We start from the raw sequence: 18,857 nt of genomic DNA, 5'->3' as shown, positions 1-18,857 counted from the left end.
GTGGGTCTCCTCCGCTATTCCGCCGGACACGCCGCGGCGACGACCGGCGCGCGATCGAGCCGAACGCTCCACAGTGCCAGCGCGAGACCGATCGCGGTGATGCCGGCCGCGACCAGCGGCAGCGCGGGAAGGCCGAACCCGCGGTCGATGGTGACGCCGCCTGCCCAGGCGCCGAGCGCGTTGCCGAGATTGAACGCGGCGATGTTGAGGCTGGAGGCGAGCGTGCGACCGCCGGGGCCGGCTGCCTCCAATACGCGAAGCTGGAGCGGGGCGACGGTCGCGAAGGCGGCGATGCCGAGCAGCAGGATCAGCGCGATGGAAAGGATCTTGATCGACAGCACGGCTGCCAGGCCAAGCAGCACGATCGCGAGCGCCGCCAGCGTCCCGGTCAGGGCCCGTGCCAGGCCGCGGTCCGCAAGCTTGCCGCCGGCGACGTTGCCGATTGCGAGCCCGACGCCGAACACCAGCAGGATCGGCGAGACGGCGGCCTCCGGGAAGCCGGTGAAACGCGTCAGGATCGGCTGGATATAGGTGAAGACGACGAACAGGCCGGCGAAGCCGAACACGGTCATGGCAAGGCCGAGCAGCACCTGCGGACGGCCGAGCACGGCGACCTCTTCGGCGAGCGAGATCGGCTTGTCGCCATTGCCGACATGGCCAGGCACGAGCGCGGCGACCACCGCGAACGCAATCACACCGATGACCGTCACGGCCCAGAACGCGGCGCGCCAGCCGAGCATCAGGCCGAACCAGGCGCCGAAGGGCACGCCCAGGAGCGTGGCGACCGTCAGGCCGATGAACATGGTGGCGATCGCGGAGGCACGTTTGTCCTCGGCGACGAGGCTGGTGGCCACCACCGAGCCGACACCGAAGAACGTGCCGTGGGCGAGCGATGTCAGCACGCGCGCAGCCATCAGCAGCTCGTAATTCGGGGCCAGCGCGCAAGCCGCATTGCCCAGCGTGAAGATCGCCATCAGCGCGAGCAACACTGTTTTCCGTGGCATCCGCCGCGTCGCCAGCGTGAGCACCGGCGCGCCGACGAACACGCCCAGCGCATAGCCTGAGATAAGCAGGCCCGCGACCGGCACGGAGACGTGCATGTCGGCGGCGACCTGGAGCAAGAGGCCCATGATGATGAATTCGGTGGTGCCGATGCCGAAGGCACCGGCGGTGAGCGCGAGAACGGCGGGAGGCATGCGTGACTCCGATGGATGAGACGAGCCACGCAGATAGCGGCGCTGCGGCAAAACCATTAGAATGTCGGCAATCCAATCATTTATGACGTGAATTCAACATGGCCCGTTTCGACACCAACCGCTCTGCCGAGATGGAGGTTTTCGTCCGCATCGTCGACCTCGGCGGCTTCACCCAGGCCGCGCGAAAACTGCGGCTGACGCCGTCGGGCGTCAGCAAGCTGATGTCGCGGCTGGAGGCGCGGCTCGGTGCGCGGCTCGTCAACCGCACCACGCGCAAGCTGACGCTGACGGAGGAAGGCCAGGCCTTCTACGAGCGCTCGTTGCGCATCCTTGCCGAAATGGAGGAGGCCGAGCGCGAGGCGGCCTCAGGCGCGGCGCCGCGCGGCCACCTCACGGTCAATTGCAACATTCCCTTCGGCATGCTGCATGTGGTGCCGTCGATCCCGCGCTTCCTGGAGCAGCATCCCGACGTCACGCTCGATCTCGTGCTGACCGACACGCTGATCGACCTGATGCAGGAGCGCGCCGACGTCGCCATCCGCGTCGGTCCACTGCGCGCCTCGCGTCTCGTCGCGCGAAAGCTCGGCAGCAGTCGCATGGTCGTGGTCGGCGCGCCGGACTATCTCGCCCGCTGCGGCACGCCGAAGGCGCCGGCGGATCTCGCCGATCACCGCGGCATCGGCTGGACCTTTCCACGCAGTATCCGCGGCTGGCCGTTCAAGCGCGGCGACCACACCGAGGAGGCCGTGCCCCCGCCCGTCGCGCGCGCCAGCGACGGCGAAGCCGCCCGCCGCCTTGCGCTGGGCGGCGTCGGGCTTGCCCGGCTCGCCCTCTTCCATATCGGCCCCGACATCGAATCCGGCCGCCTCGTCCCGGTGCTGCAAGGCTACAATCCCGGAGACCGCGAAGACATCCACGCCGTCTATGTCGGCCACACCGCGCCCCTGCCCGCACGCGTGCGCGCGTTCATCGATTTCCTAGCCGAGCACGTGCGGGTGAGCGATCCGGCATTGAAGCGGACGGGGGATGGGAGGTGGAAATTGGTGGGATGAAGTCGTGCGGTAACCGCCGGAATCACGGAGCCGCCGCCACCTCCTGCTTCCTCGCTGCCATTGCGACGCTCAGCCGTTCGAGCACCACGAAGAACGGCGGCACGAAGAGCACGGCGAGGAAGGTCGAAGCCAACATGCCGCTCACGACAGCCAGCCCGATCGAAACGCGGGCGCCGGCGCCGGCCCCGCTGGCGAACACCAGCGGGAGCATGCCGAATATGAAGGCGCACGAGGTCATCAGGATCGGGCGCAGGCGCAGCCGCGCCGCCTCGATCGCCGCCTCGGCGATCTCCATGCCCTCGGCCCGTTTCTCGCGCGCATATTCGACCACCAGGATGGCATTCTTGGCGGAGAGCGCGATCAGCAGGACGATGCCGATCTGGGTGTAGAGGTTGTTCGGCATGCCCGTCGCATCCAGCGCGACGACCGTGCCGAGCAGGGCGAGCGGCACGGCGAGGATCACCGCGAGCGGCTGCAGCCAGCTCTCATATTGACCGGCGAGGATGAAGTAGACGAGCACCAATGCGATGAGGAAGACGCGATAGATCTGGTTGCCGACGATCTGTTCCTGGTAGGACATGCCGGTCCAGGCGGTGCCCATACCGGGCGGCAGCGACTTGGCGGCGACCTCGCTCATCAGCGACATCGCCTCTCCGGAGCTGAAGCCGGTCGCCGGACTGCCGGTGACGCTGGCCGCGGGATAGAGATTGTACAGCGTGATCAGTGGCGGGCCGACCTCATCCCTGATGGCGGCGACTGTGCCCAACGGCACCATCCGGCCATCGGCACCCTTGACCTTCAGCTTGAGGATGTCGTCGGGCTGGAGCCGGAACGCGGCATCCGCCTGTACGTAGACCTTGAACACGTAATTGTACTTGGTGAACTGGTTGACGTAGGTCGACCCCATATAGGTCTCCAGCGCCGAGAAGACCTGGCCGACGGTGATGCCGATGGCCTCGGCCTTGGTGCGGTCCACCACCAGACGGAACTGCTTGACCGCCCCCTTGAAGTTCGGCGCGACATGGGCAAGTCCGGTCTGCGTCGACGCATTGGCGGCGAGCTGGTCGACGGCATTCTGCAACGCCACGAAATCGGAGCTGCCGTCCTTGATCTGCACCATCATCGTGAACCCGCTGGCATTGCCGATGCCCTGGATCGGCGGCGGCAGCATGATCAGCGCCGTCGCGCTGTCCATGCCGTCGAGGGCGGCGCGGGCAGTGGCCGTGATGCTGCCGATGCTGAGATCACCCGTCTTTCGGTCGTCCCAGGGCTTGAGCACCACGTAGAGCATGCCGGCGTTATACAGCGTCGCGTTGTTGTCGAGCGGCGAGATGCCGGACACCGCAATCACATCCTCGACGCCGGGGACCGCCTGCACCAGCTTGACCGCGTCCGCGACGGCAGTCTCCGTCCGGTGCGCGGAAGCCGCGTCGGGCAGCTTGAGACTGACGACGAAATAGCCCTGATCCTCGTCCGGCAGGAAGCCGGTCGGCACCGTCGACAGGCTGTAGAATGCAGCACCGATCAAGGCGAGGCCGAGCAATGCAACCGGAACGCTGAAGGCGACGATGCGGCTGATCAGCGCCGTGTACAGCATCTCGGCGCGCCCGTAGACGGCATTGAAGGCGCGAGCGGCGACGTTGCGCTCCTGCGGCGGCACCGATGGCCGCAGCCACAACGCGCATTGCGTCGGCTTCAGCGTCACGGCGTTTATGGCGGAGATGATTGCGGTCGCCGCGATCACGAGCGCGAACTGCTGATACATCTTTCCAGTCAATCCGGACAAGGTCGCCGCCGGCAGGAACACCGCCATCAGCACCAGGGTGATGCCGATCACGGGGCCGAACAGCTCGGACATCGCCTTCACCGCAGCTTCGCGGCTGGACTTGCCGGCATCCAGATGACGCGTCACGCCCTCGACGATCACGATGGCGTCGTCCACCACGATGCCGATGGCAAGAACCAGCGCGAACAGGCTCGTCGTATTGACGGTGAAGCCGAGCAGCGACATCGCGGCGAACGCGCCGATGATCGTCACCGGCACCGTCGTCGCCGGCACCAGCATCGCCCGCCAATCCTGCAGGAATGCGAGGATCACGATCAGCACAAGGCCGGCGGCGATCGCCAGTGTCTCGTAGACCTCGCGGACCGAAGCGGTGATGAACTTGGTGCTGTCGAACGAGACCTTGTAGGCGAGCCCGGACGGGAACGATTTCGACAGCTCGTCCATCTTGCTCTTGACGCTCTCGGCAATCGTCAGGGCATTGGCGCCGGACAGCTGCGAGATCGCAATCGCCGCCGACGGCCGGCCGTTCAGCGTCGCGGTCTGGCCGTAGGACGCAGCGCCGAGCTCGATCCGGCCGATGTCGCGGATGCGGACAATCCTGCCTCCCTCGCCGCTCGCCACCTTGACCACGATGTTCTCGAACTCGGCGGCCTCGGAAAACCGGCCGGTGACATTGAGCACGTATTGGAAGTTGATGGTGTCCGGCGTCGGCGGCGCGCCGACGAGCCCGGCGGTCACCTCGTTGCTCTGCTGCTGGATCGCCGAGGTCACATCGCTCGGCGTCAAGCCGAACGCCTGCAGGCGGCCGGGATCGAGCCAGATGCGCATGGCGTATGATCCCGACCCCAGCACCGTGACGTTGCCGACGCCGGGCACGCGCGCCAGCTCGTTCTGGAGGTGGATGGTAGCGTAGTTGGCGAGGAACAGGTTATCGTAGCGGCCCTCGGGAGAGTAGAGATTGATGAACTGGAGAATCGAGGTCTGCTTCTTCTGGACATTCAATCCCTGCGTCGAGACCGCGCTGGGCAGCTGCGCGCTCGCCAGCGAGATTCGGTTCTGCACCAGAACCTGCGCCGTGTCCGGATCGGTGCCGATGTCGAAGGTGACGACAAGACTATAGCTGCCGTCGCTCGCGCTGGTCGACTGCATGTAGATCATGTGGTCGACGCCATTGACCTGCTGCTCGACGGGAAGAGCGACCGTGTCCATCACGGTGCGCGCGCTGGCGCCGGGATAGGTCGCGGTCACCGATACGCTCGGCGGCACCACATTTGGATATTGCGACACCGGCAGGCTCGCCAACGCCAGCGCGCCGACCAGGACAATGAGGAACGCCAGCGTGTTCGAGAGCACCGGCCGTTCGATGAAGAAGCGCGAGAACATGAGAGCCTTGTGAGTGCCGGAGACCTATTGCGAGCTTCGTCCCCACCCCGCCGCCGGGACCGGCGAGAGAGGTGCGGACGTCGAGGCTTGGCCGGCGGCAGCCATTGTGCCGGAGACCGGATCGACCGTGTTGCCGACGACCGCACGCTGGATCGACCCGATCACGACCTTGTCGTCGGCCTTGAGCCCGCCGGTGATGACACGAAGCTGGCCTTCCACCGGACCGGTCGTCACCTGACGCTGGGCAACCACCTTGTCTTCGCCGACCACCATCACATAGCTGCCGGTCTGGTTCGACTGCACCGCGGTGTCATTGACGAGCAGCGCGTTCTCGATCTTGCCGACCGGAACACGAACACGCACGAACAGGCCGGGCACCAGCGCGATATCCTTATTTTCGAACACCCCTCGCAATTGCAGCGTGCCGGTGTTGGGATCGAGCTGCGGGGCGATGTAATCGATCTTGCCTTTGTACTGAAACGCGGCATCCGCGGCGAGCGCCACCTCGACCGATTGCTCCTCGGCGTTCTCGCGCAGATCCCTGAGCGTCTTGCCCTGTTTGGCGAGGGCATCACGCATGTCGATCTGCTGCTGCTCGGAGATGTTGAAATAGACGTAGATCGGATTGACCTGAAGGACCGTCGCGAGCTTCGTAGGGCCGGACTGGCCGACCAGCGAACCGACCTCGGCAAGGTGCCGAGTAACCACGCCGTCGAAGGGCGCGCGCACCGTGGTATAGCCGAGAGATGTCTGAGCGAGCTTGAGACTCGCTTCGTTGGCGGCGAGCTGGGCGTTCGCCATCTCGTAGTTCATCGTCGCCTCGTCGACCGCACGCTGGGTGGCAACGTCCTTCTGACCCAGCGTGACCTGCCGATCGTATTCCCGCTTGCTATTCACCTGCTTGGCTCTTGCGCTCTCCACCTGCGCCTGCTGCAGATCGAATTGCGCTTGGTACTGGTCCCTCTCGATCTCGAACAGCACGCGGTCCTTCCTGACCGCTTCGCCGTCGCGATAGCCGATCGCCGTCAGGAAGCCCTGAACGCGGGCCTCCACGTCGACTGCGGCGAGCGGGGCAGTGTTGCCGGTGAACTCGGCGTATAGGGTGACCGGCCGCTGGATCGGGCCTGCCACCGCCACCTTGGCCGCCGGCGGCGCGGCATACCGGTTTTTCTCGTTACAGCCGGACAGGGCCGGCATTGCGCAAACCAGGCCCGCGACAATCGCCAAGCGGGCCGGCCGGCCGGCAAAACCACGCCCCGTTAGTACCAACATCTCCATCTCTGCCATCCCCCGCCATGCGGACCATCCATGTCGGCCGCGGTCTGTTTCGTCTGCATATCCATCGCTCCGGTGCGGCACTCTGCACCCGGAGCACCGCCCGCGGTCGTCTCCGAAACGGCGCCGGACATTCCCTGCGCCGGGGACTCACGCAAAGCGAGCATCAGCGCCGCGATCGTTTGGGCCGCACCTGACTCGATCGCAACATCACCTCGCCGGCGCAAGCGGCCACGGAGTTGGCCAGTGCCCGAGCCTGGCGCTCATGAATGCCTCTTGATGCCTCTTGGCGCGTTGCGGCAGCTGCAGCATTGCGGATCAAGTTACCGCGCTGACGCGATCGAGAATCAATCGATTGGCCGAGCTATATACAGAAAAAGCAGGGCCGGCGCATTTTCCGCGGACGGTGTTTGTGAGGCGGAGCTTGCAGCCGCTCGCGGCAACGACGGCCTTGGCAGCGTTTCCCCTCCGCAAGACAATGTCGCCGTGAGATCGTAAACTCAGTGAAAGGTGCGAATGTACTGTTGCTGATCACCACGCCATCCATCCACCCCTTGCGGATTTCCGGAAATACAGAAACCGTGTCGCGGGAGATCGCCCGAACCTGTCTGCACCTGTTCACGCAAAGCGCCTAACCTGGGAAGACTGATCTTCTCCTCGCCACGCGAAATGTCATGGCGAGCGATGTCGGTACCAGGAGTGCGTGACGGCGGGATAAATACTTCGCTTGCACCATGGGGCATGATGTCCCGGTACACTCGATGTCCAAGCTTGACCGCGGGCTTCTCCGGGATGGCTGGCGAACCGCCTCCATCGATCGTACGAATTTTGGAAATCGTGAGCCGGCGAACGGTGCGGTCAAATCGGGCACTGGCGGAGAGAGTGGGATTCGAACCCACGGTACGGTTTCCCGCACACACGCTTTCCAAGCGTGCGCCTTAAGCCACTCGGCCATCTCTCCGGAGCGCCCTCTCTTGAAGGGGCGCCAATGATTTTGCAAGGGATCGCGGGGCAAATCGGGCGATTTTCCGCAACTTATTGTATTTACAGGATAATATCTGGCGCTCTACGTGTCCCTTGGCCCGCCAATCGGCTGAACCGCAGGCGGGTTTGGCGCGACGATTCACGAGAAGCCGCCAAACACGATCGGGGACGCCATGACCATCTGCAGGACCATCGCCGCCCTTGGCCTGATTTCGGCCATCGGCTCCACCCTCGCCGTGCCCGCCGCCGCGCAGGTGTGCACCCGGCAAGGAGTCGACGTCAGCTGCGACGACGGCCGGCGCGGGGTGTTTTCGGGCGATGCCATCCTCTGGCCGGACGGCACGCGTTCGAGCTCGACACCGCATCAGAGCGTGATCGTCGGCAACAAAAGCTCGGTCCATGTCGGGCCCGGCGTGTTCGTCGGGCAGGGCAAGGGCGTGGTGCCGCTGGACGATCCCAACGCGCCGAACAAGCGGCAATGCGCGATTCTGGACGGCGTGTCGTATTGCTATTGAGGTTCGCGCCATTCGCCGTCGGCCCTTATGCCGGGCTCGTCCTGACTCGTCACGGGCATCCACGTTCCCGGATCAGCATAGCAGGACGCGATGGCCGAGGAATGCCCGGCCATCACGCGTGGATAGAGCCTGCGAAAATCCTAAATCAACCGCACGCCTGATATCGCGGACTTCAGCCAGCGCAGCGCCTGCGGCGGCTGGGCTGCGAGCGGGGCGGCCGCCGCCTTCTCCGTCCGGCACTTCTCGAGCTCAGCGACGAAGTCGGCGGACCATTGCTGGATGGTGTGGCCACGCAGCTTCTTCATCATCGCATCCCAGCGCATCCTGCGCTCGGTGAGCGGCATGGCGGCCGCGACCGCGATCGCATGCGCCATACCGTCGATATCGTGCGGATTGACCAGCAATGCGGCGTCGAGCTCGTTGGCGGCGCCTGCGAATTTCGACAGCACCAGCACGCCGGGGTCGGCCGCGTTTTGCGCGGCGACATATTCCTTGGCGACGAGGTTCATGCCGTCGTGCAGCGGCGTCACCACGCCGATCTGCGCCGTGCGGTAGAGGCCCGCGAGCACGGCCTGGCTGAAGCCCTTGTTCAGATAGCGGATCGGCGTCCAGTCGACTTCGCCATGACGGCCGTTGACGTCGGTCACGAGGCGCGCGACGTCGTTCTGGAGAGTGCCATACGCTTCGATGCCGCCGCGCGAGGGATTGGCGATCTGGAGCAGCGAGATGCTGCGCGCAAACTGCGGCTGCTCGGTCCAGAGCCGGTCGAACGCGCTGATGCGGTTGACGAGCCCCTTCGAATAGTCGATCCGGTCGACGCCGATCGCGAGCCGCTCGCCGTTGAGGCTGCGCCGCAACCGCGACACATCGGGATGCGAGGCGGACTTCGCAGCGTATTGCGCAAACTTCTCCGCATCGATTCCGATCGGAAACACTTCGCAGCGCGTGCGCCCATGCTGCGAGATCGCAACGCCATCCTCGATGGCGAAACCGAGCTCACCGCCGACATAACCGAGAAAATTCTGGCGATCTTCCTCGGTCTGGAAGCCGAGCAGATCGTAGGCAAGCATCGCCGTGATCAGTTCGCGATGGTTGGGCACGCCCTGCACGACCGCGGCGACGGGCCACGGCGTATGGAGAAAGAAGCCGATCGGATCATCGACGCCGAGGTCGCGCAGCTCAGCGCCAAGCGCGAGGAAATGATAGTCCTGCACCCAGAACGCTGTCTTGGCTTTTCGGAAGCGCAGCAGAGCGCGCGCCATGAAGGCGTTGACCTCGCGATAGCTGACATAATCCTCTCGCGAGACGCGGATCAGATCGCTGCGCGAATGCAATGCCGGCCACAGGGCCGAATTGGCAAAGCCTTCGTAATAGCCGCCATAATGCGCCGCCGGCAGGTCCAGCGTCGCAATCGCACCCGTTCCGAGCGCCTCGATCTCTGCGAAGGGTTCCTTCTGATGACCATCACGCACCCGGCCGGAGGAACCGACCCAGATCGCACCAGAATGTTCCACCACGGGAAGCAGTGCCGCGGCAAGGCCGCCCGTCATGGGCTCGTTGGGTTTGCCGCGCGCGACGCGATTTGAAACGACAACTAAGTTCACAGGTCGTCCCCTCCTGTTCATTCCACCCCGTTTAACTGCCGTTCATCAATATGGTTCCTGATCATCGTTTCAACCAATTGAAACCAAAATCGGGCGCGCGCGTTGGAACTGGTTTCGCTTGCGGAACCCTGGAATTTCGTTGCAAAGACAGCATTTCCGATCCTGCTGCGCAGCAGGCATCGCGGCGCGCAGTGGGCTGCGCCAGAGATATTCATGTCCGCGAAGTGGCGCTGCCTTGGTTTCACCTCGGATCAAGCAGTCGCGCGAGAAATGCGCGCACGTCGCTCGGCGCCTCGAAGTGTCCGTTCACACCGATGGCGCGGCGACCGACCGAGAAGGCGAGTCCGTCCATGTCGGGCATGATCGCGAATACCGTCTCGTCGGTGACGTCATCGCCGATGAACAATGGGCGCCGTCCCCTGAACGGCTCGTGCTTCATCAATTCGCGCACGCCGCTCGCCTTGGTGAAGCCGGAATGCTTGATCTCGCAGACGAACTTTCCGGGCAGCACCTCGATCGGCGCATTTGGCAGGTCGGCGCGGATCAACGAGACGGATTCGTAGATCGCCTTCTCCGCATGCGGCGCCAGACGGTAATGCAGCGCGAGCGAATAGCCCTTGTCCTCGAGCAGAATACCGGGGCTGAGCTTGGCAATGGCGGCCAGGCGTCGCTTCAGCTCCTTGTCGAGCGGCGGCGCGTGCACATCATCCGCTTCGTTGTCCACCGACAGCCGCATCTCCGCGCCGTGGCCCGCAACGGCGCGGAACACGTCCGGCGCGAAGATCAGGTCGATGTCGTTGAGCGACCGGCCGCTGACTAGCGCCAGCGCTCCGGACGTACGCTCGGTCAGCCTGCCCAGCGTTTCCGACAGGCCCGGCGGCACCCACACCTCGCGCGGTGTCGGCATCAGGTCGAGCAACGTGCCGTCGATGTCGAGCAGGATGGCGATCTCGTCGAGATGCGGCATCAGCGCATGCGGCACCGGCACCGCTTCGGACGCATCGTCATCCAGCATGGTACGCTTCTGGTCCAAGGCCATCTCCGCAAGTTCCGATTTCATCAGTCTACTCCATAAAGGCGAGCGGCCGCGCGATTTGTTCGAGCGATTTGCGCTCCGCGGAGACGGCGTAGCGCCACGCCACGATCGCAGCCGCGATCATCAGGGCTGCCCCCAGCAAATAGCCGGCGAACACGCTATTGCGTGATCCCGTGTCGATCAGTGCGCCGAACAGCGCCGGCCCGATCACACCGCCGATGCCGGTCCCGACCGCATAGAACACCGCGATCGCCAGCGCGCGAACCTCCAACGGAAACGTCTCGCTGACGGTCAGATAGGCCGCGCTCGCAGCGGGCGAGGCAAAGAAGAAGATCACCATCCAGGCCACGGTCTGCCCTTGCGCGCTCAGCACGCCGATCGAGAACAGATAACCCGATAGCGCCAGTAGCACGCCCGATGCGCCATAGGTGAACATGATCATGGTGCGGCGTCCCAACGTGTCGAACAGGCGGCCGAGCAGCAGGGGACCGAGGAAATTGCCGGCCGCGAACGGCAGCAAGTACCAGCCGACGTGATCGGCACTGATGCCGTAGAAGTCGGTCAGCACCAGCGCGAAGGTGAAGAAGATGGCGTTGTAGAAGAACGCCTGGGCGCTCATCAGCACGAGGCCGACCACCGCGCGCTGGCGATAGGCCGAGAACAACGTATGCACGACCTCGCTGATCGGCGTGTGATCACGCATCCTCAGGCGTATCTTCGTGAAGCGCCCGTCCGTCAGGTCCTGATCATGCCCAATCACCGAGCGTTCGATCCCGTCGACGATGGCATGGGCTTCGTCGGGACGGCCATGGATCATCAGCCAGCGCGGACTTTCCGGAATCCACATTCGCATCAACAGCACGATGAGGCCGAGGGTCGCGCCGATGAGATAAGCCAGGCGCCAGCCGAGATCGGGCCCGATCATCGCGGGATCGAGCAGCACGATGGCCGCCACGGCGCCCATCGCGGCCCCGATCCAGAAGCTTCCGTTGATGACGAGATCGGTCCAGCCGCGATAGCGCGCCGGCACCAATTCCTGGATGGTCGAATTGATCGCGGTGTACTCGCCGCCGATGCCGGCGCCGGTGAGGAAACGAAACAGCGCGTAGCTCGCGACATCCCATGACAGAGCGGTCGCGGCCGTTGCCGAGAGATAGAGTGCAAGCGTGATGAAGAACAGCTTCTTGCGGCCGATGCGATCAGTCAACCAGCCGAAGCCGAGCGCACCGAGCACGGCACCCGCCAGATAGGCGGAGTTGGCGATGCCGAGGTCGAGATTGGAGAAGTGCAGCGACGAGCTCTGCTTCAGCGCACCGGAGAGTGCACCGGCCAGAGTCACCTCGAGCCCGTCGAGAATCCAGGTGATGCCCAGCGCGAGCACGACACGGGTGTGGAAGCCGCTCCACGGCAGCGCGTCCAGCCGCGAGGGAATGCTGGTCTCGACGATACGGTCGGTCGCGGTCGCCGCCGGGACTACGGGTGCATAGTTCAGCGCTGGGCTTTGCTGCAATTCCATCGGGTTGTTGCGTCTGATCAATGGAAAGGACCCTCTCACGCGATGTGGACGGGTCGATCCGATCATCGGGGTGCGGCAATTCGCCTGCCACCTGCGACAACGCCTGCGGCGAGGCCAGGTTCCCATGGGAACGCCCGTTGGCACCGCTCGTTTCCGATGGAGCCGCAAGGAGTTGACGCATGGCTCACGTCAGAAAGACGACACATTCAAGGAAGACTGGCGCGCGCACCACCGCGCGTCGCAAGGCGAGCACGACGCGCAAGAGGTCAAATCGCCGTGCAGCACCGAAGCGCTGGTCGCAACGGGTGACGCAGGAGAGCGACGCACTCGATCTCAAGCGCGGAGTGTTCAAGCTTAGGGATCCCCGGAAGATCGCAGCCTCCCTGAAACGCTCGGCGGAGCACAGCTCGCGTCGCAAGACCGGCGCCTATCGCTCGGCGCTGTCGATGCTGACATTCTACATCAACCGCGCCGGCAAGACGCTGCCGAAGACGCAGCGAACGCGACTGGAGCGCGCGAAGGTCGAGTTGAGGCGGGCCTTCGGGAAGGAGTGAGGCCCGAATGGCGTCCCCTGACTGCTCCGCTGTCGTCCGGGACCGGCGAGCCTCCTGACAGCGCGCAGCGCTGCGCGGGAGCGAAGCGCTGATCCAAGACCCATACCGGAGTTGCGGCAGCGCGGACCTCCGAGGCCGCGAACCTATGCCGCCCGGATATTCGCCATGAAGCGGTCGAGCTCGGCGCGAAGACGGGTGCTTTCGCTCGACAAGGTCTTGGCCGAATTCAGCACCTCTTCCGAGGCCGAGCCGGTCTCGGCGGCGCCGCGGTTGACCTGGCCGATATCGGTGGCCGCGGTCTGGGTGCCCTGCGCCACGGTCTGGACGCTGCGGGCGATCTCCTGGGTGGCGGCGCCCTGCTGCTCGACCGCGCTCGCGATCGAGGTCGAGATCGACGAGATCTGGCCGATGGTCGCGCCGATCTCCTTGATCGCGGCGACCGATTCGGCGGTGGCGCCCTGCATGCCCGCGATGTGCGAGGAGATCTCGTCCGTTGCCTTCGCCGTCTGGCTCGCCAGCGATTTCACTTCGCTCGCAACCACCGCAAAGCCGCGGCCGGCTTCGCCCGCGCGGGCCGCCTCGATGGTGGCGTTAAGCGCGAGAAGGTTGGTCTGCTCGGCAATCGCCGTGATCAGCTTGACCACCTCGCCGATCTGCTGGGCGGCATGCGACAGCTTGCCGATGCGCCCGTCGGTCTCCTTGGCCTGCACCACGGCAGCCTCGGCGATGCGGCTGGAATCGCGGACCTGGCGGCCGATCTCCTCGACCGAGGCCGAGAGCTCTTCCGTCGCGGTCGCGACCGACTGCATGTTGCTGGACGCCTGCTCGGAGACGCCGGCGACCTGGCTCGACAGGCTCTGCGTGGTCTCGGCGGTGCGGGTCAGCGTCGAGGCCGCCGATTCCAGCTGCACGGCCGAGGCCGAGACGTTGGAGACGATGGCGCCGACCGCGCTCTCGAAATCGTCGGCGAAGCGGATCAGCTCGGCGCGGCGGCTTGCGGCCTGCTCCCGATTCTGGACCTCGCTGGCGGCGGCGTCGCGTTCGGCCTTGGCGACCGCCTGAACCTTGAACTCCTCGACCGCGCCGGCCATCTCGCCGATCTCGTCCTTGCGGCCGAGGCCGGGCAGCACCACGTCGAAATTGCCCGACGCAAGCTCGCGCATCGCCTTGCACATCGCAATCATCGGACGCGAGATGCCGTTGCCGAGCCATAAGGCCAGCACGGTGCCGACGGCCAGCCCGCCCAGCGCCAGCATCAGCATCAGCTGCTCGGTTTCCACGATGGTGGAATTGGCGCTCGCCTCGATGCGTTGCTGGTCGGCGGTCAGATCCGAACGCAGCTCCGCCGAGAGCTTGAGGATGGTCGCAGCCGTCTTGGTCATCTCGCCGTTCAGCTTGATGATGACCTTCACGTTCTCATTCAGCTTTGCGAACGAGGTGCGGTACTGCTTCAGGAGATCGCCGATCTCCTTGACGCGGTCCGTGATCTTCTGGTCATTCGCGTAGATGGAGACCAGCAGCGTCTCGAGGAACTTGATGCGGGCGATCACGCCGTCGGCGGTCTTCGGCTCCGGCTTGGCCACGAAGGCGCCGACCGAGGTGGAGACCGCCAGATATTGCGAGGTGACGTCCTTGGCCGTGGTCTGGACCGAGTTCAGGCCCGCCAGAGCCGCGGTGTCGGCGAGATCGTCGAATTTGAAGCGGATCTTGTTGCCGACACTGTTGAGCTCGTCGGCCGCGATCTTGTTGTTCTCGCGCGTCAGAGTGATGATCTCGCCGAAGACTTTCGTAAAATTCTGGAACTCGGCCTCGAGCTTGCCGACCTGCTCACGGCGGGCGGCGCCGATCGTCGCCGCCATCGACTTGGCGATCGCGCCTTTCAGATTGCCTTCAGCGGCCTTGGCTGCGGTCTCATCATCCGCCGCGCCGGTCAGGGTATAGGCCCTTGCCAGCCCCTGATAGGCGACCAGTTCGCGATCGACCGTTCGCGCCAAGTCGGCTTCGGATACGCTGGTGCGGTAGGACGCCACGGCACCTGCGATTCGTTCGAAGCCGAAATAGGCGAACGCCATGCTGACGGCGAGGATGGCTAGCACCGCCACAAAGCCGAGGATGATTTTTGCGCGAAAGCGCAACGTTGGCAGCTTCGATTTGCTCGACTTCGACGTAGCAGACATTCCCCCACCCCATTCCATTCGCGGAAAACCAGGCGCAACCCGGAAGCAGCCCGCTTCCCGGCTCTTCTGCACGTTACGGGGCAAAGGATAAGCTGTAGTAAATTTGTGGCGCCGCAACTGGCGGTTAGGCGACGAAGGGAATTGTTAAGGCGCGCTTTCTCCCGCCGTTACAGATTGACGGCCGCCATCCTCTGCTGTCGTCCGGGACCGGCGAGCCTCCTGACAGCGCGCAGCGCTGCGCGGAAGCGAAGCGCTGATCCAAGACCCATACCGGAGTTGCGGCAGCGCGGACCTCGGAGGCCGCGAACCTATGCCGCCCGGATATTCGCCATGAAGCGGTCGAGCTCGGCGCGAAGACGGGTGCTTTCGCTCGACAGGGTCTTGGCCGAATTCAGCACCTCTTCCGAGGCCGAGCCGGTCTCGGCGGCGCCGCGGTTGACCTGGCCGATATCGGTGGCCGCGGTCTGAGTGCCCTGCGCCACGGTCTGGACGCTGCGGGCGATCTCCTGGGTGGCGGCGCCCTGCTGCTCGACCGCGCTCGCGATCGAGGTCGAGATCGACGAGATCTGGCCGATGGTCGCGCCGATCTCCTTGATCGCGGCGACCGATTCGGCGGTGGCGCCCTGCATGCCCGCGATGTGCGAGGAGATCTCGTCCGTTGCCTTCGCCGTCTGGCTCGCCAGCGATTTCACTTCGCTCGCAACCACCGCAAAGCCGCGGCCGGCTTCGCCCGCGCGGGCCGCCTCGATGGTGGCGTTAAGCGCGAGAAGGTTGGTCTGCTCGGCAATCGCCGTGATCAGCTTGACCACCTCGCCGATCTGCTGGGCGGCATGCGACAGCTTGCCGATGCGCCCGTCGGTCTCCTTGGCCTGCACCACGGCAGCCTCGGCGATGCGGCTGGAATCGCGGACCTGGCGGCCGATCTCCTCGACCGAGGCCGAGAGCTCTTCCGTCGCGGTCGCGACCGACTGCATGTTGCTGGACGCCTGCTCGGAGACGCCGGCGACCTGGCTCGACAGGCTCTGCGTGGTCTCGGCGGTGCGGGTCAGCGTCGAAGCCGCCGATTCCAGCTGCACGGCCGAGGCCGAGACGTTGGAGACGATGGCGCCGACCGCGCTCTCGAAATCGTCGGCGAAGCGGATCAGTTCGGCGCGGCGGCTTGCGGCCTGCTCCCGGTTCTGGACCTCGCTGGCGGCGGCGTCGCGTTCGGCCTTGGCGACCGCCTGAACCTTGAACTCCTCGACCGCGCCGGCCATCTCGCCGATCTCGTCCTTGCGGCCGAGGCCGGGCAGCACCACGTCGAAATTGCCCGACGCAAGCTCGCGCATCGCCTTGCACATCGCAATCATCGGACGCGAGATGCCGGTGCCGAGCAGGAAGGCCAGTACCATCCCAACCAGGGTGCCGCCAACGGCCAGCATCAGCACCATTTGCTCGGTCTGTCCGATGGTCGCTTCCGACTCCGAATCCAGCCGCTGCTGTTCGGCGAGGAGCTCCGCCTTCATGGTGGTCGCTCCTTGCTGGATCGTACCGGCGAAGCCGTTCATCTCGGTGACGAGATCATCGACCAGCTTGGCATTGGCGATCAGCTTCTCCAGCGCTTCGCGATAGGCCCCCAGCAGCGCCTTGGCATCCTTCAGGCCGGCGACGACCTTGTCGTCCATGGAATAGATCGCACCGAGCGAGTTCTCGACGAATTTCAGCCGCGCCAGCGCGCTGGTGGCAATCGACTGGTCGGAGGTCAGCACGAAATTGGTCGCCGCCGCACTCGCCGTCTGGAACTGGGCGTTGACCTGCTTGGTGCCGAACTCGATCGCCTGCGCTTCGGAGTCGGAGGCGTTGTTGCCGATATCGTCGAGCTTGTATTTCAAGAGATTGGCGTTGCGACTGAGCTGGTTCTGCACCAGCAGCGCACTGTCGCGCTTGGCCTGGAGCACCTTTGCGAAGGTCGCGGAGAAGTTGGAAAACTCCTTGGCGAGCTTGTCGAGGCTCTCCTGCCGCGCCGGTGTCTTGGCGCCCTTCACCGCCTGGTCGATGGCGTTCTTCAGGCTGCCTTCAGTATCCAGCGCCGCCTTGGCGTCGTCTTCCTTGCCGGTCACCACGAAATAACGGGCGGCCGAACGATAGGCCAGCAGCTCGCGATCGATGTTGCGGGCGAGATCGGCCTCGGAAACGCTGCTGCGGTACGACCCGACCCCGGAGGCGACCCGCTCGAAGCCGAGATAGGAGAAAGCCATGCTGCCGGCGGAAATCACCAGCACGGCGGCGAAGCCGAGAATGATCTTTGCGCGGAACCTGAGGGTCGGAAACAATGTGCGCTTGGACGGCGACGCGATACGCCCGGACATTCCCAACCCCCAGCTCATGTTCTTGCAGCGATTCTGCGGCCCGGAAGCAGCCCCTTCCGAACCGTACGGGAAATTAGGGCAGAATCGTCAAGGGGTGGTAAATCCGTCGGGCCCGCACCCTCGACGAGAGCTCCGCCACACGCTTGTCCGGAATTGCAAGGGGTCGGGGGCCATGTTGCAGCTGACCGGAAAACGCCTTACTCTTGAATACTTATCAGGCACTTGGCGTTAGACCGAGCTGGTCCTCGAGGAGAGAAACGGAGTGGGGCAAACCGACTTTCGGTTTGGCGGTGCGTCTGGCGTTGCCGTGGCCAAGTCGAAGGCTGCGAGCGTCGATGAAGCCGTGGCCGAGCTGGCCGCCCAGCTCCCCTGCGACGAGTTGGCGCTGATCCTGGTGTTCCTCTCTCCGAGCTACGATCCTCATCACTTCATCGCCGAGATCACCCGACGGTTCGACGACACCCGGGTCTGCGGTTGTACCACCGCGGGCGAGCTTGCCCCCGATGGCTGGGACGAGAACAGCGTCGTGGCGCTGGCGTTCAACCGTGCCGACTTCTCCGCGGTGGTGCGGCCCATCCTCAATCTCGACAGTTTCCAGGTCGAGGACGGCCGCCGGATCGGCGTCGAGCTCCGGCACGAGCTGTTGCGCGCGACGCCGCAGGTCGGCCGAGGCAATCCGTTCGGACTGGTCCTGATCGACGGCCTGTGCCGGCGCGAGGAAGCGCTGATGTCCGCGATCTATGCATCGCTGGACGACATTCCTGTTGTCGGCGGGTCCGCAGGGGATGGGCTGCGCTTCGAGAGAACCTGGGTGTTATTCGACGGCGAGGCACACACCAATGCCGCCCTGCTGATTCTGCTGAACACCTCGCTGCCGTTCCGCGTCTTCAAGTGCGACAATTTCGAGCCGAGCCCGCAGAAGATGGTGGTCACCGAAGCCGACATCGAAAACCGAACGGTCCGGGAGCTGAACGCCGAGCCTGCGGCCCAGGAATATTCGCGCGTAGTCGGGATCATGGACGCCAAGCTCGATCCGTTCTCCTTTGCCTCGCATCCGGTGCTGGTCCGCGTCGGCGGCTCCTATTACGCGCGCTCGATCCAGCGCGTCGAGCCGGACGGCTCGCTGCATTTCTTCTGCGCCATCGACGAGGGCATGGTGCTGACGGCGGCGACATCGCGAAGCCTGGTCGGCGCGACCCGCGAGACCTTCGCCGAAATCCACGACGAGATCGGAGACGTCTCGCTCTACATCGGCTTCGAGTGCCTGTTCCGGCGGCTCGACGCCGAGCAGCATCAGCTCGCTCGCGACATGTCCGAACTGTACCGGCAGAATCGGGTCGTCGGCTTTCACACCTATGGCGAACAGTTCGGCTCCATGCATGTGAACCAGACCTTCACGGGGGTTGCGATCGGAAGGCGCCCATCGTGACG

13 protein-coding genes and 1 tRNA gene are annotated in these 18,857 nt (G+C 64.9%); 4 read left to right on the top strand and 10 right to left on the bottom strand.

All coding sequences use genetic code 11. From position 1 onward, the window contains the following. Nucleotides 1-14: 14 nt before the first annotated feature. Nucleotides 15-1,196 (bottom strand): MFS transporter, encoded by a 1,182-nt coding sequence (locus tag ABIG06_RS14015; RefSeq protein ID WP_370137170.1) that lies wholly within the window; start codon nucleotides 1,194-1,196, stop codon nucleotides 15-17. Between the two features lie 98 nt (nucleotides 1,197-1,294). Here ABIG06_RS14015 and ABIG06_RS14010 point away from each other — a divergent pair, with 98 nt between their 5' ends. Then, nucleotides 1,295-2,248, top strand: a complete 954-nt coding sequence (locus ABIG06_RS14010; protein WP_370137169.1) for a LysR family transcriptional regulator — start codon at nucleotides 1,295-1,297, stop codon at nucleotides 2,246-2,248. Between the two features lie 22 nt (nucleotides 2,249-2,270). Here ABIG06_RS14010 and ABIG06_RS14005 read toward each other — a convergent pair whose 3' ends face one another. From ABIG06_RS14005 to ABIG06_RS13990, 4 genes are all read right to left on the bottom strand, one after another. Further along, entirely contained in the window at nucleotides 2,271-5,417 is a 3,147-nt protein-coding gene (locus ABIG06_RS14005; RefSeq protein WP_370137166.1) for an efflux RND transporter permease subunit, read from the bottom strand. A 24-nt stretch (nucleotides 5,418-5,441) separates the two neighbouring features. Next, nucleotides 5,442-6,614, bottom strand: a complete 1,173-nt coding sequence (locus tag ABIG06_RS14000) for an efflux RND transporter periplasmic adaptor subunit (protein ID WP_370137165.1) — start codon at nucleotides 6,612-6,614, stop codon at nucleotides 5,442-5,444. Nucleotides 6,615-7,192: 578 nt separating this feature from the next. Next, on the bottom strand, nucleotides 7,193-7,591 hold the full coding sequence (locus tag ABIG06_RS13995) for a hypothetical protein (protein WP_370137163.1): 399 nt from the start codon (nucleotides 7,589-7,591) through the stop codon (nucleotides 7,193-7,195). Beyond that, nucleotides 7,564-7,653 (bottom strand) — tRNA-Ser (locus tag ABIG06_RS13990). Before ABIG06_RS13990 ends, ABIG06_RS13995 begins: the two co-directional genes overlap by 28 nt. A 196-nt stretch (nucleotides 7,654-7,849) precedes the next feature. Between ABIG06_RS13990 and ABIG06_RS13985 the strand changes: the two genes are divergently transcribed. After that, complete coding sequence (locus ABIG06_RS13985) at nucleotides 7,850-8,191, top strand: hypothetical protein (RefSeq protein ID WP_370137160.1); 342 nt, start codon at nucleotides 7,850-7,852, stop codon at nucleotides 8,189-8,191. 140 nt (nucleotides 8,192-8,331) lie between these two features. Here the strand turns inward: ABIG06_RS13985 and ABIG06_RS13980 are convergent, their stop codons facing one another. The 3 genes from ABIG06_RS13980 to ABIG06_RS13970 form a co-directional block, all read right to left on the bottom strand. Next, entirely contained in the window at nucleotides 8,332-9,795 is a 1,464-nt protein-coding gene (locus ABIG06_RS13980; RefSeq protein WP_370137158.1) for a trehalose-6-phosphate synthase, read from the bottom strand. 241 nt (nucleotides 9,796-10,036) lie between these two features. Next, nucleotides 10,037-10,855, bottom strand: a complete 819-nt coding sequence (gene otsB, locus ABIG06_RS13975; protein WP_370137156.1) for a trehalose-phosphatase — start codon at nucleotides 10,853-10,855, stop codon at nucleotides 10,037-10,039. A 4-nt stretch (nucleotides 10,856-10,859) separates the two neighbouring features. Next, nucleotides 10,860-12,347 carry an MFS transporter gene (locus ABIG06_RS13970; RefSeq protein ID WP_370140839.1) on the bottom strand — a complete coding sequence of 496 codons (1,488 nt, stop codon included), beginning with the start codon at nucleotides 12,345-12,347 and terminating at the stop codon, nucleotides 10,860-10,862. 179 nt (nucleotides 12,348-12,526) lie between these two features. Between ABIG06_RS13970 and ABIG06_RS13965 the strand changes: the two genes are divergently transcribed. Beyond that, a complete protein-coding gene (locus ABIG06_RS13965) occupies nucleotides 12,527-12,901 on the top strand; it encodes a DUF3175 domain-containing protein (protein WP_370137154.1) in 375 nt (124 codons plus the stop codon). Between the two features lie 143 nt (nucleotides 12,902-13,044). On the opposite strand, the gene ABIG06_RS13960 is transcribed toward ABIG06_RS13965, so the two are convergent. Together ABIG06_RS13960 and ABIG06_RS13955 are read right to left on the bottom strand one after the other, a co-directional pair. Next, nucleotides 13,045-15,078, bottom strand: a complete 2,034-nt coding sequence (locus ABIG06_RS13960) for a methyl-accepting chemotaxis protein (protein ID WP_424578302.1) — start codon at nucleotides 15,076-15,078, stop codon at nucleotides 13,045-13,047. Between the two features lie 308 nt (nucleotides 15,079-15,386). Further along, entirely contained in the window at nucleotides 15,387-17,426 is a 2,040-nt protein-coding gene (locus ABIG06_RS13955) for a methyl-accepting chemotaxis protein (RefSeq protein WP_370137152.1), read from the bottom strand. A gap of 262 nt (nucleotides 17,427-17,688) precedes the next feature. Here ABIG06_RS13955 and ABIG06_RS13950 point away from each other — a divergent pair, with 262 nt between their 5' ends. Then, nucleotides 17,689-18,855 carry an FIST N-terminal domain-containing protein gene (locus ABIG06_RS13950; protein WP_370137151.1) on the top strand — a complete coding sequence of 389 codons (1,167 nt, stop codon included), beginning with the start codon at nucleotides 17,689-17,691 and terminating at the stop codon, nucleotides 18,853-18,855. Nucleotides 18,856-18,857 lie beyond the last annotated feature (2 nt).

Origin of the sequence: Bradyrhizobium sp. USDA 326 (genome assembly GCF_049739485.1) — a bacterium.
GTDB lineage: Bacteria > Pseudomonadota > Alphaproteobacteria > Rhizobiales > Xanthobacteraceae > Bradyrhizobium.
The sequence above is the reverse complement of the archived record's forward strand: the minus strand, read 5'-3'. Positions and strand labels throughout refer to the sequence as shown.